The organism is Anaerotignum lactatifermentans, assembly GCF_016902535.1.
Classification (GTDB): Bacteria; Bacillota; Clostridia; order Lachnospirales; family Anaerotignaceae; genus Anaerotignum; species Anaerotignum lactatifermentans_A.
Genome location: NZ_JACSNY010000018.1, coordinates 1 through 12155 on the forward strand (window position 1 = coordinate 1; position 12155 = coordinate 12155).

Genomic DNA, 12155 nt, shown 5'->3' on the forward strand with positions numbered 1-12155 from the left:
GCAGCTTTTTGTGGTGTATCTTTTTTTCTTGCCATAAAATAAACCTCCAAACTGATAAGTTTATCTTACATCAGTTTGAAGGTTTACACAAACTTTGGGATACTCCCATCAAAGTCCTGTATTTGTTCTGTTGAAAGCAAATCACCGTCTTTATATACACACAAATTTTCTTTCAGAGCATTTCCGCTTAATGTCCACTCTCGGTTAATTTCAAAGATGCTATTCGCATAACCATCTTCAATAAGAATTTGCAGGGCAATCCCAGCTGTAGCTGGAGATGTAGTCTTTACTTTATCATTAATAAGACGCTTAATTTTGCTAGTGTAAGTCTGACTGTTTTGTCGATAACCGTAGAGTTTATACCCATATAAACATAGACGAATTGAATCAAATAATGTTGTCTTACCGGCACCGTTGCGTCCTCCGATTAGCACAATCTGTTTTTGTGGATCATTTGTTTGAAATAAAAAAGTGTGCTCCCCAGCAAAAGAGCCGATATTGTTCAATGTTAGTTGTTTTATTTTCATGCTTCTCCCTCTGGCAAGCTATCTTGATGTAACCATTCTTGATTAATAATTCTGGTAACTTCTTTTTTGATAGCGTTGCTTCGTGTATAATGCTTATTTTTGTCCACGGAGACAATGAGCTTTTCCATTAATTCAGGTTCTAAATTATATTTTTGTGCAACTCGTTCTATTTCTCCAACAATTTCAGAATGATACATGGGAACTTTATATTGATCCCATGGGAGCCGCTCATCCATAACATCAAAATAGATGTCAACCAGATGGCGACGTTCTAAATCACCATCAGCATCCCACATTTCATCGATTACTTTTAATTCGTCAATTGTAATAAGTTGCATTTCAGTTTCTTTCTGTAGTTCCAATAGTTCTTTCAAGATTATTTGGCGGGCTTCTAATGTAAAGGGACCAAACCCGATTTCTCCATTAGATTTTGTATATACAGTTCCATTTCTCCTTTTTGTGTCTCGGAAATTTGGATCTTGGCGAATACTAACTAGCCGATTTCGAAAATCCCGAAGAGGTATTAGTTCTTCGGAACCTCTATTAATAAAGCTTTGAAGAGACTTATCTTCTTTAACTAATGTACAGCACCAGCATCCAAAGCGCGAGTTCCCTGTAATGGGTATTTTTTTTCGTCTATTTCTCCAAGTACGCTTTGTTCTTCACTGAGGTCTTCACCCTGATAGAGAGAAAACAGCTGTTTCATATTAGTTCCCCATGGACTAATACCATCATCTTTTAGGAGATACTCCCAAACCAAGCTGTTTTCGATTTCAGTTAATGGATTATAGACATAGGCATTATTGATATTATTATGTGGGTTCAATAGGTATCCCGCAATTTCCTTTTCTGTAATACTCCGTGATCGGGCAGCACTCTCAGCTTTGCGGACACCAAGCAAGATAATGATTTCTCCATTCGTTTTGATACAATCTTCAACAAATTTGTTCATTGGCTTTATTTTAAGACGCTCTGTACACCATCTAAAACCGGGTGGCTCTGGCGTAGGGTAGCCTAATCCGATAACTCTAGCCCAAAAAGTCTGATGAATATCAGGGTATATAATCTCTGTTTGAATATTGAGGTTTTGTTTTTTTGAGGCTTCAGAAATTTTCTTTGAAGATTCATGCATGTACTTCTTTACAATAGGATTTTCTACCATTGTATCTGAAGTAATTACATAGACTTTTTTGTTACGTTCATTTTCTGGAATTCTAGATACAGCTTGAAAAACCAATGAAACTAAAAGGGTAGAGTCTTTGCCTCCGCTATATCCAATGAGCCATGGTCTATTGTCATGGCGATAGACCATCATCATCTCCTGAATGATGTCTTCAAAAACTTGGTAATCTGTGTTGCTCATAATAATTGTTTCTCCCTTGATGCTTCGTCATTGTCAATTTTCAGATTTAATAGTCGTTTTATTTGAATATAAGTTAGAAAAATACCTTTCTCATTGCGATTGATACGCCCTTTGTCTGTGATGGCTCGATTCTCCCAGCACTCCAAGTTGCTTCTGGACCAATCAATTTTTAATAATCCAGTTAAGATTTTATGAAAATCATATTCTGGGTGGGAGAAAAAGTAGTTTCCTAATTTACCAAACGCATGTAATGTAATTCCTCGGATGGAAATATAGGTTTCTCGTAAATCTTTTTTGCTGAGATCTCCCTTATCCATGTCATTCCAGTCTTTCATGTTTGCTACGATTGTAGCCCAAAAATCAACAAGAAACTTGGTCTCTTCTTCTATGTAGACTGGATTTTTTATGATACGTTTATTTACATCGTAAAACACATTTAACGTAAAAAGCTTAGCTGCATAATTTGCAAGGTTGTCTTTCTCTTTGTCTGTATATTTTCGCAGAAAGGGTACTTGAGAAACAACTTGCTTTGTCATGATAGCCATAGGATCTTTTGAGTCATAAAGGGTGTTCAATGATTTGGAAGTATTAACAGCGTGTTTATTTAAGTCAGTAAACATTTGCTGACTTCTTACTAAACCTTTATCTCGATAGAGAACTACAGCAATTGTTTCATCCTTTAGACTTTCATCAAATTCAATAGCTTTTAAAATGGCAGCTTTTCTGTGTTGACCATCATTGATTAAAAAAGTAGCACTCACATCAATTTCCAGTTCTCCAATATTGCTTGAATCTTTTGTTGGCAAAAAAGTAACCTGTCCATCAACGGATGCGGCAAGTGCTGAAAAAACATATGAATCTCTGTTGTTAATGATATAGTCCCTAATCTCAGGGATTCTCTGCTCATTCAGTCTGCGCTGAGCTCGAAATTCAGGTAATACATCAGAGAATTCTTCTATAAAAATTTTTGAAAGTATACCAAGAGGAATCATACAGACGAAATATTCGCTATTTGCCTGTATACCTCGCATGGCAGGGAATCTGTAGAACATATTTTCCTCCAAATTATACTTAAGTATATACGTAAGTATAGCGTTCAGGTAGGTTTTAGTCAATACTCAGTCATCAGTCGTTGAAACAGAAGTGGAGAAACATCAATTTAATGTTTCTCCACTTCTGTTTTCAAATATATCAAATATATTAGAGATTAAAATAATCTGTGTCTATTTTATAAATTTTTATGCTCTGAGCTGGAAGCACACCTACTTCATACCGGACGAGAAGATCCGCCAAAAATTCGCCATCAATCAGCTTAATATTTTTCTGCTGTTGCTTATTCATAAATTGTATAGCGTCTTTTGTGAACTCCGATGTTGTGATAAATACACCTTTTTGGATATGTTCCATGGCTCCGATAAATGATTGTAATTCATTTCGACTAATCTTATTTTTAGGGGAATATCGCTTGGCTTGAATATAAATCAAGTCTAAACCTAACTTATCTTCACTGATAATACCATCGATACCGCCATCATGTGGTCGCCCAGTTACGACACCCGCTTGTTTACCATAGCCATACCCCATTTTAAGAAGCAGATCTAGAACTAGGTGCTCAAAAAAATCTGGAGAGTTACTCAAAATGCTATCTAAAACTTGCTGTTTTATGGAAGTAAGATGTTCTTCTAATGCTGCACCTATACGCTCTTCCGGCAGTTCCTCAGTAACATTCTTTGTAGTTTTAGAAGACTGCTCTTTTTCTTGAGGAATGGATTCGTCATATAGAGCAAATTTATTTTTGTTTCCACAGTGCCCAACTATCCTAAATACTTTAACTGGATATGCTGTAGGAAAGTCAAGTCCCACACATCTTCTACGGATTTGGTTGTTTACTACCTCCAGCGGATTTTTAGCGCCAAAGCAATAAAGTTTTTGCTTCACGATTTCATCATAAATTTCCTTAGATGTTAGTCCGTCAGGTGCTTGATATAGTACTGTTTTTATTGCTTCAACGATAGTCATATCCAACTCTCCTGTATATGTAAAAAATGTCTTAGTTTTATGTAATCAGTTTACACCATTCTATTCAAGAATTCAATCTTCCAATATGCTTTGTTTAAGTTGAACATCTTAGAGTAACAATTCATAATAGGATGCAACCGTGTAACATATTGTTTGCAGCAGTTTCATGCAATTATTCCATTTTGTGGTATGGCTCATCTAGAATCAACCACTTATTTAAGAACTTTTGTGAAGAGTGGAGCATGTTTCTAACACGCATCGTTTTGGATAAACCAGAATTTTCCGGTTTAGGGTTAAATTATGATTGATATCAAGAAAGGTCATGATATTCTTAATATTACTTAAAGTCTATAGAATGTCATTAATTTTGGTTCAAGTTATTCTTGTCCAAAGATTTGCCTTTTGGTATTATCTTGTTATTTTTTAGAAAGCTATCTAACATTTTTGGATGGAGTACTGTAAAATAAGTCAATTATACATCTATTGGGGAGTTCGTAGGGGAGTTTATATATGTAATATTTTTATAACTAAGTTCATATTAGTTATCTATAATTATATATGTTCCATCATTCCACATTTCTAATATAGAATTGGCGGTGCTTTCAAATAAATCTTGATTATAATTAAGAGAAAAGTAGGTTATTGGACTTTTTTCTGCAGTTACTCCATACTGATAAAGCATAACTTGAATGATTGCATGTACAGGAAATTGCATAGTTACAAGATCTTGCTCTATATCAATGCCAATATATGATGCAGAGAAGAAGGAATTGAATTCTTTTATTTCAACTTGATTGGAAAATTTTGATTTAAGGTTTTTTAGTGTATTTAGCGATTTTTCTCTTACCTGTTTATAATATTGTTTGTCAAACTCGTTATTGGCATTAATGTACTGCTCTAATTCATAAAATTGCTTTTTTGTTTGTAAAAGGAACCGTATAGATAGGCTTTTTTTTAAATATTTCTCAATATGCTTTTCATATTTTTCTAAAAATTGATCACCAACGGCAGCAACAATATATATGCTATTCTTAGCTGTTCTCATTATTTTGTGAGCATCGTGCCTGTTATCTGAATATGTGCGAAACAAAGGGCTAAGATTGGTTTTAAAAATTTTACTAATGTAACCGGCAGCAATAAATGCGCCTAATGCAGAACTTATTATTGCAGCAACCGCTTGTATAATAGATGGGATATATTCCATTGTCTCGTCCTCCTAAAATAATTTTAATTTGAACTAAAATAGTGTACATAATATTGATTTGTATATTTCATTTCTGAATATTAAGTGGTGTTTTTATCATTCAGATAAAAAGTTATTCGCTATATTGTGATAACACTTGAATAGGAAAGGGGAAACTCCTAAAATAAAGGGGTTCTCCCTTATTTTCTGTCAGCTAGTACGTAAGAAATGATAGCACAAGGACATATCATACTCAAATTTTCTGCACCAACAGTATCACTCAGATTCCTGTTCCAACGCTTGCAAAGAATCAACGATATTTTTCAACGCCTTTTCCGCTGTGTGCTGTTTAATCAGTCCTTCTTTGGCATAGGCAGCAAGGTAGAGTGTCTGATTTTCCATCATTGCCACAACAAGGGCAGGATTCATATTTGCAAATCCAGAACCGACAACAGCAGTACATACCTGATTTTCCTCATTAAATTGCAGTATATTTCCGATGGCATTCAGCAGTTGACTAACCAGCAGAAAATCTCCATTTTCAATATTCATATGAACTGCTTCGGTAGGCAATTTAGAATGGACTTTTCGGAGCAAAAAGCTGTTTCCGCCAACAAGGTTTGCGCAGTCGGATAATGCGTCACACAATATGGTATTAATTTTTTCCTTTGCATCCATGGGATTCACCTCGTTATTTTCATAGGGCAGTATCTATGAAAAGTATATCATTGCAGGGAATGACCGTCCATATATTCGAATTGAAAATATGTCTTTCTGGTTTCTTCAAGTCCTCACTAGGGTGTATTGGTTTCACCACCTTGTTTCCCACATTCACCTCTCTTGTTTCGTCCATTCACCCAAACTATAGTTAAAGAACTATACCCATGTATCTATCTCTATCTATCATATCTTGGGTGGAACTGCTGTTGCCAAAAGCAGCTGTTCGTTCCGTAGATATTCCAGAAACATGGTTTTCAAATAAGCCTTCATATTTTTCACTCCAGAATAATTCCGACCAGCTGTATAGTGCAAAAATCCGATAATATCCAGACTGCTGATTTTGTTCAGCAGTTTTCTGTCTTCAGGGAAAGAAGTATCATAAAGCTCTGGGATACACTGGCAAAGAAAATCCACCATATATAGCTGATCCGGCATATGTTTCGCAAAGTAATCATATTCAATTCTATTTTTAACATCTTCCAACCGTTCTGCATAACCCCAATACGATTCGTCATCAGAAAGAGATTCCGATTCCTCCGATGGAGAAGGGGATTCCGGTTTTCTGTGGCTAGGGTAAAGGTGTTGTTTTTCTGGTGACAGGACAAGAAAATACAAATTACTCCGATGTCCGCCTTTCTTTGTCCGTTGTTCTATTTTCTGCATCCAGCCTTTTTCACACAGCGAAGCGACACACTGTATAGCGGTCTTTTTGGAACAGCCAACTTTCTCTGCTATGGTGTTATAAGAAGGGTAGCAGGAGCGGGTATTGTTATCAGAAAAGGCGCATAAAACGCAGTAAACCAATTTTTCAAGGGCAGTCAATTCTGGGGAAAAGAGGACATCCAAAAGGTCGTGTTAATTTCATAAACATTCCTCCAGACAGAATAAGACCACACAGAGAGAAATTTTCCTCTTTCTGTGTGGCCTTTTGACCTAAGACAGATGATAATGACACTGATATTTGCTAACAAAATGCTAACAAACCAACACAAAACCTGCTTTTTTCTCTGGCTGGACAAAAGCCTGAATTTTTCTTGCTTTCTGCTATGAAACCCAGTGTTTTCAAGGCTTTGCGTCATCACTTGTTAACACAAACAAGAACTAAAAAACACTGGAAAACCTTCACCCCAAAAGACTCGAAATCTTTCGGGATTTCTTTCTTAAAATATGATTTTAAATAATGCGGATATGTCTATGGATGTTGTCGCTGGGGACTGCTTTGTTTCCGTAATCCCGGAGGGAGACTACGAGGTTGTCTATACACTATGGCAGACGCAGAATTTTACTTTGATCTCAATAATCCGGATTAAAGTTTTTTGTACTAGGTAATGTTGCAATTCGTGTATGTTTTTTCAACAATGCGGGAAAATAACAGGGAATTTGGTATGGAAAAATATAGAAACACAGATGATGCACTGGAATAAATACATAAATGAATTCGCTTTGAAAAGAGTGAATTTGTTCTGTTTTGTGATGGTATGCTATCTTTAGGAGGGCATATACTGTTTTTTTCTGCAAACAAATCGTGATTTGTGAATGAAATAAGGCGATATAGCCAAAAAGAATTGACTTTTTTCTCCGCTACGTTACTATAAAAAAGTAGATAAAGTAAATTTATTTCAAATAATAAAATCTCACACATCAAAACATAAAGGCTCTTTTAACGCAAAAAATGGTAAGTTTGAGGGGGGTATGGTATTTTAAAATCCTCAAATTTTGAAATATCATGGAAGCTTTAAGGGGTGGTTTGCCTATGAGCACTTTGTTTAGAACAAATGTATCTGAGACGGATATTTTAGATAAATCGACTTTAATCAATCGAACCATATTGCGCACATGGGCTGTATTTTCGGCGATCGTACAGGTGATTCATATCATCGCGATGGCGGCGTTTTCGGGCCTGAGAATGTCAATGGTGCAGGATCGGATTTATTTTGGCTTTTATATTGCCTTATTCCTGTACAGCATTTTTTTTCTTGTTGTGGATATTAAAAGAAAAATGACAACGCGGCTGAGGCATGGTTTTTATATGGTGACCAGCAGTATATTTTTATTCTGGTATACCTTTTATAATATTTATGATATTATGATTTCAGGTCCTGGAGCAAAATTCGCATGCATTTCCATGATGACAGCGTATGCGATTTTTTCCGCGATGCTGGCATTCAAGCCCATATATGCTTTGAGCAACATGATTCTGAGTTACCTGATTTTTGTTTTGTATCTGCGCAGCATTCCAATGTTGGGGGCTGTCTGGAGTTTTTCTTTTTCAGCCGTATTATGTGTGGCGATCTATCTGGCCAGATACAAAGACATTTTATTTGAAATCTCTCAGATAAAAATTGTGGATGATATCAAATTCAAATGGCTGAATATTCCGAAGAATCTTTCCCCGGAGCAGTATGAGCTGATTCGGGAAAAGGCTGGATATATTACCTTTGAATGGGATATTCAAAAAGACTGCATCTATTTTTCCAAAGAGATCAATGACTATTTCGATTATCCGGCTACTATAGCGCCGTTTGCGGATTTTGTGGATAAGCTGGAGCTAATCAGCGATGACCAGAAGGTTCTGTTATATGAATGTATGGATAACGTGAAAAAAGGCGTCAATTTCCAGAAGCGGGATCTGCATTTTCCTGTCAAAACGGGAGAGGAACGTTGGTTTGAGGCACGTATTATCACACAGAAGGATAACAGAAACGAGCCGTTGCTGGGCATTGGGATTTTAGCTGATGTAACAGAGGTCAGGGAAAGGATTACTCTGCTGGAAAAGGAAAGCCGCATGGATCTTTTTACGGGCCTGTACAACAGAGCGTCCATTGAACATTATGGGGACAGAAAGCTGCAGGAACTGGAGCAGGAAGAAGTCCTGGGCATGATGATTATGGATGTGGATGATTTTAAAAACATCAATGACCAGTATGGGCATCCGGTGGGCGATTATGTCCTGAAGAAAATGGCGGATCTGATGCGTCAGAAGGCGCCAAAAGGCGCCAGAGTCGGTCGTCTTGGCGGGGATGAGTTCATCGTTCTCTATGTGACGAAGGACATTGAGGAATTCTGTGATTACGCAAAAGAGGTGCTTTCTGAGATCGCTAGTATCAAGTGGCAGGATCGGGAGATCAAACCGCAATGCAGTATTGGGTTATCTGCCGCCTCCTGTAACGAATGTTCCTATGCGCAGCTTTATGAAAGAGCGGACAAAGCGCTGTATGACGCAAAGAACAATGGCAAGAATCAGCTCAAATGCGATCTTTCGGAGAAGCTTTTGCATCAGAGACAATAAAATATATTTGGCAAAACCGCTGAAAAACGGCGACGCAAAGCTATGAGTCTACGGCTGTAATAGGCTATGATTGTCAGGCTGCAAGAACATTTTGGAAAAAGTAACCGAAAAGTTTTTGCAGCTTTTTTATTGGAGGAATTTACATGAATGAGGTATACCGCCAGGAAAAGAAATATTTCATGACTATGGTGGATATGAAGCGTCTGTCATGGGAGCTGGACCCGGTCATGATACAGGATGCCCATAACGGAATCCACGGCTATTCGATACGTTCGTTATATTTCGATACGGTCAATGACAAGGATTATGAAGACAAGATCAACGGGCTGGAACTGCGCAGGAAGATCCGCCTGCGGATTTATGATCCGGCGGCAGATTTTGCCATGTTGGAAATGAAGCAGAAAGAAGGGGATTTTCAAAAGAAACGTTCCCTGCGGGTAAGCCGGGAGGATGCCATGGAGCTGAACCGGGGCAATTACGGCTGTCTGCTGAAATACGAGGACCCCTTTGCGCAGGAGTGCTTCGGCGTAATGCATATGCAGTGCTATCGTCCAAAAACCATTGTGGAATACAGGCGAAAAGCGTATATCGCAAAGGAGAATAAAATCCGGATCACCTTTGACCACGATATCCGGGCCACGGAAACAGATCTGCGTCTGTTTTCTCCGAATCTGAATATGTATCCTGTTCTGGATGCCTTCCATTGTGTACTGGAAGTGAAGTATAACGGGTTTTTGCTTACTTATATCAAGAATCTGGTCAATGAGGCCAATAAATCATCCTTGTCAGTCAGCAAATATTGTCTGGCAAGAAGCGCAAGTTTAAAATTCAGTTTATAAAAAAGAAGAGGTGTATGTTATGAAGCAAATCATATTGGAGATGTTTGAAAATTCCGGGCAGTTAGATCTAAAGACCATCGCCCTTCGTATGGGCGTATCCTTTGTGATCGCGCTGTTTATTTATATCTCCTATATGCTTTCCCATGAGGGAAGCATTTACAGCAAAAAATTCAATGTTTCTCTAATGGCGCTGACGGTGATTACCACAACGGTTATGATCGTTATAGGCAACAATATCGCGTTATCCCTCGGTATGGTAGGCGCGCTGTCCATCGTTCGTTTCAGAACGGCTATCAAGGACTCCAGAGATACCATTTATATTTTCTGGACCATTGTAACCGGTATTTGCTGCGGCGTCGGGGATTTTCCTGTGGCGGCCATAGGCAGCGCGGCCACATTCCTGATTCTGCTGATTTTCGGGCGAATCAAAAACGACAACAGAATGCTGCTGATTATCCGTACTTCCCGTGTTAATGAGGAACGTGTGGAAGCGATGATATTTCAGTATTTTTCCAGAAAAGCGGTGCTGCGGGTAAAAAATACCACAGACAGCAGTTCTGAATTTATTTATGAAATCAGCAAGCGCACTCTGGAAAAGGCACAGAAAGCGGCATCCACCAAAGGAAATAAATCCAGCATTACAGAAGCGCTGTATACTTTAGGCGATATTGAATACTGCAATCTTGTAATGCAGAATGACGAGGTCAGCAGTTAAACGGACGAAAAGGAAGGCGGTGAACTATGAAATATTCCATTTTTGGTATTTGCGCTGCAATCGTTATGGTTTGCATGTCCATCGGCGTCATGGCCTTGGACAGTGAAAGCGAATCCAACCGATACCATCAGCATTTGGAATCCAGACAGCCGGACGCGGGATGTGACTGTGACGGCACCGAATTGTGTACCCATCTTCCTTTGGTCCTTATTGAAACACAGGAAGTGATTCCAGGGCTGCCGATTCGGGACGAGACCGGGGCGGAAGTGGGATATACGACCACTTCTGCAGGCGAGGAAATGCTCCGTGCCAGGATTTCTGTCATCAGCGACGAAAGCACCAATCATCATCCTTCCGATGAGCCAGATCTGGAAAGTGAGATCATGATCCGTGTTCGAGGAAATTCATCCCGCTATTTTGACAAGAGCAGCTATCTGGTGCGTCTGATTGAGGAGGACGGGACGTACCGCAGCGAGGAAATGATGGGAATGGCACCGCATTATGAATGGGCCATGCATGGACCGTATCTGGATAAATCTTTGATCCGAAACTATATGTGGTACAACATTACGGCGGAATTTATGGACTATGCGCCAAACGTAAGATTCTGTGAGGTCATCTTAAACGGAGAATATCAGGGCCTTTATGTGATGACAGAGACCATTACCAATGGGGAGGACTGCCGGGTAGACATTTCGGAACCGGTGGAAAATACAACCATTACCGGTTATGTACTGCGGCAGGACCGCGGAAGTCATGCTGAAATACGTAATATTACAACATTTACCAATTATTCTTATCGGAATCTTCAGAAAATCAATATCCAGTATCCGCGTACCGGTTCTTTAACACCAGAATTGGTAGAAGCCATAGAACAGGACTTTTCCGACTTTGAAAAGAGTTTGTATTCCTATGATTATGATACATCCGATTATGGATACCAGCACGACATAGATGTACAATCCTTTATTGATTATTTCCTTATTAACGAATTTACGGTCAATTATGACGCCGGATGGCTGTCTACATATCTGTATAAGGATATCGGCGGAAAATACAGAATGGTAATCTGGGATTTTAACTCTTCCTGCGACAACTATTCACATACACTTATGGACCCGCAGCACTTTGAGACACAATACTGCACCTGGTATTATATGCTCATGAAGGACGAGCGGTTTATTGAGAGAATGATTGAAAGATACCAGGAACTGCGGCAGACGTATCTCAGTGACGAGTATCTGAATCAGTATATAGATGATATTGTGGCTTATCTGGGAGACGCCATTGATCGAAATTTTGAGGTATGGGGATATACCTTTGATGACTATATGATCTCTCCGGATGAGAGAAACCCCAACTCACACGAAGAAGCCATACAGCAGATCAAGGATTTTATCGCCGAGCGGGGCGCCTGGATGGATGAAAATATTGAAATTCTCAAACAGTACGGACATGAATCCAAAAATAAGAAATTTAATCACTAACAGAGAAGGAGGG

General features: G+C 38.7%; 12 protein-coding genes, 1 pseudogene and 1 riboswitch. Of the genes and pseudogenes, 4 read left to right on the forward strand and 9 right to left on the reverse strand.

Going from position 1 to position 12155, the window contains the following annotated elements:
• Positions 1–83 precede the first annotated feature (83 nt).
• The 9 genes and pseudogenes from H9X84_RS11120 to H9X84_RS13480 all read right to left on the reverse strand — a co-directional run.
• Positions 84–527: an AAA family ATPase gene (locus H9X84_RS11120; RefSeq protein WP_205134411.1), complete on the reverse strand. Its 444-nt coding sequence runs from the start codon at positions 525–527 to the stop codon at positions 84–86.
• Complete coding sequence (locus H9X84_RS13130) at positions 524–901, reverse strand: hypothetical protein (RefSeq protein ID WP_243424981.1); 378 nt, start codon at positions 899–901, stop codon at positions 524–526. Before H9X84_RS13130 ends, H9X84_RS11120 begins: the two co-directional genes overlap by 4 nt.
• Positions 902–1104: 203 nt before the next feature.
• Positions 1105–1890: a phosphoadenosine phosphosulfate reductase family protein gene (locus H9X84_RS13135; RefSeq protein WP_243423748.1), complete on the reverse strand. Its 786-nt coding sequence runs from the start codon at positions 1888–1890 to the stop codon at positions 1105–1107.
• Complete coding sequence (gene dndB, locus H9X84_RS11130) at positions 1887–2942, reverse strand: DNA sulfur modification protein DndB (protein ID WP_205134410.1); 1056 nt, start codon at positions 2940–2942, stop codon at positions 1887–1889. The genes H9X84_RS13135 and dndB overlap by 4 nt, the downstream gene beginning before the upstream one ends.
• A gap of 148 nt (positions 2943–3090) precedes the next feature.
• Positions 3091–3909 carry a restriction endonuclease gene (locus H9X84_RS11135; RefSeq protein WP_205134409.1) on the reverse strand — a complete coding sequence of 273 codons (819 nt, stop codon included), beginning with the start codon at positions 3907–3909 and terminating at the stop codon, positions 3091–3093.
• Between the two features lie 538 nt (positions 3910–4447).
• On the reverse strand, positions 4448–5113 hold the full coding sequence (locus tag H9X84_RS11140) for a hypothetical protein (RefSeq protein WP_205134408.1): 666 nt from the start codon (positions 5111–5113) through the stop codon (positions 4448–4450).
• Between the two features lie 255 nt (positions 5114–5368).
• On the reverse strand, positions 5369–5770 hold the full coding sequence (locus tag H9X84_RS11145; RefSeq protein ID WP_205134407.1) for a hypothetical protein: 402 nt from the start codon (positions 5768–5770) through the stop codon (positions 5369–5371).
• Between the two features lie 225 nt (positions 5771–5995).
• Positions 5996–6475, reverse strand: a complete 480-nt coding sequence (locus tag H9X84_RS11150) for a hypothetical protein (RefSeq protein WP_243423747.1) — start codon at positions 6473–6475, stop codon at positions 5996–5998.
• A 9-nt stretch (positions 6476–6484) separates the two neighbouring features.
• Positions 6485–6658, reverse strand: a pseudogene (locus H9X84_RS13480) (helix-turn-helix domain-containing protein); the annotation flags it as partial.
• 1279 nt (positions 6659–7937) lie between these two features.
• Here H9X84_RS13480 and H9X84_RS11155 point away from each other — a divergent pair.
• The 4 genes from H9X84_RS11155 to H9X84_RS11170 all read left to right on the forward strand — a co-directional run bounded on the left by H9X84_RS11155 (position 7938) and on the right by H9X84_RS11170 (position 12142).
• Positions 7938–9101 carry a GGDEF domain-containing protein gene (locus H9X84_RS11155; protein WP_205134405.1) on the forward strand — a complete coding sequence of 388 codons (1164 nt, stop codon included), beginning with the start codon at positions 7938–7940 and terminating at the stop codon, positions 9099–9101.
• Positions 9101–9187, forward strand: a riboswitch (cyclic di-GMP riboswitch). Its footprint overlaps the gene before it by 1 nt.
• 57 nt (positions 9188–9244) lie before the next feature.
• The gene (locus tag H9X84_RS11160) at positions 9245–9940 is read left to right on the forward strand and encodes a polyphosphate polymerase domain-containing protein (RefSeq protein WP_205134404.1); all 696 of its coding nucleotides are present in this window, start codon (positions 9245–9247) and stop codon (positions 9938–9940) included.
• 19 nt (positions 9941–9959) lie between these two features.
• Positions 9960–10655: a DUF4956 domain-containing protein gene (locus H9X84_RS11165; RefSeq protein ID WP_205134403.1), complete on the forward strand. Its 696-nt coding sequence runs from the start codon at positions 9960–9962 to the stop codon at positions 10653–10655.
• A 26-nt stretch (positions 10656–10681) separates the two neighbouring features.
• On the forward strand, positions 10682–12142 hold the full coding sequence (locus H9X84_RS11170) for a CotH kinase family protein (protein WP_205134402.1): 1461 nt from the start codon (positions 10682–10684) through the stop codon (positions 12140–12142).
• Positions 12143–12155 lie beyond the last annotated feature (13 nt).

Coding starts and splice junctions, on each gene's coding strand:
- H9X84_RS11120 (WP_205134411.1), bottom strand. CDS start 527: ATGAAAATAAAACAACTAACATTGAACAATATCGGCTCTTTTGCTGGG.
- H9X84_RS13135 (WP_243423748.1), bottom strand. CDS start 1,890: ATGAGCAACACAGATTACCAAGTTTTTGAAGACATCATTCAGGAGATG.
- dndB (WP_205134410.1), bottom strand. CDS start 2,942: ATGTTCTACAGATTCCCTGCCATGCGAGGTATACAGGCAAATAGCGAA.
- H9X84_RS11135 (WP_205134409.1), bottom strand. CDS start 3,909: ATGACTATCGTTGAAGCAATAAAAACAGTACTATATCAAGCACCTGAC.
- H9X84_RS11140 (WP_205134408.1), bottom strand. CDS start 5,113: ATGGAATATATCCCATCTATTATACAAGCGGTTGCTGCAATAATAAGT.
- H9X84_RS11145 (WP_205134407.1), bottom strand. CDS start 5,770: ATGGATGCAAAGGAAAAAATTAATACCATATTGTGTGACGCATTATCC.
- H9X84_RS11150 (WP_243423747.1), bottom strand. CDS start 6,475: ATGCAGAAAATAGAACAACGGACAAAGAAAGGCGGACATCGGAGTAAT.
- H9X84_RS11155 (WP_205134405.1), top strand. CDS start 7,938: ATGATGACAGCGTATGCGATTTTTTCCGCGATGCTGGCATTCAAGCCC.
- H9X84_RS11160 (WP_205134404.1), top strand. CDS start 9,245: ATGAATGAGGTATACCGCCAGGAAAAGAAATATTTCATGACTATGGTG.
- H9X84_RS11165 (WP_205134403.1), top strand. CDS start 9,960: ATGAAGCAAATCATATTGGAGATGTTTGAAAATTCCGGGCAGTTAGAT.
- H9X84_RS11170 (WP_205134402.1), top strand. CDS start 10,682: ATGAAATATTCCATTTTTGGTATTTGCGCTGCAATCGTTATGGTTTGC.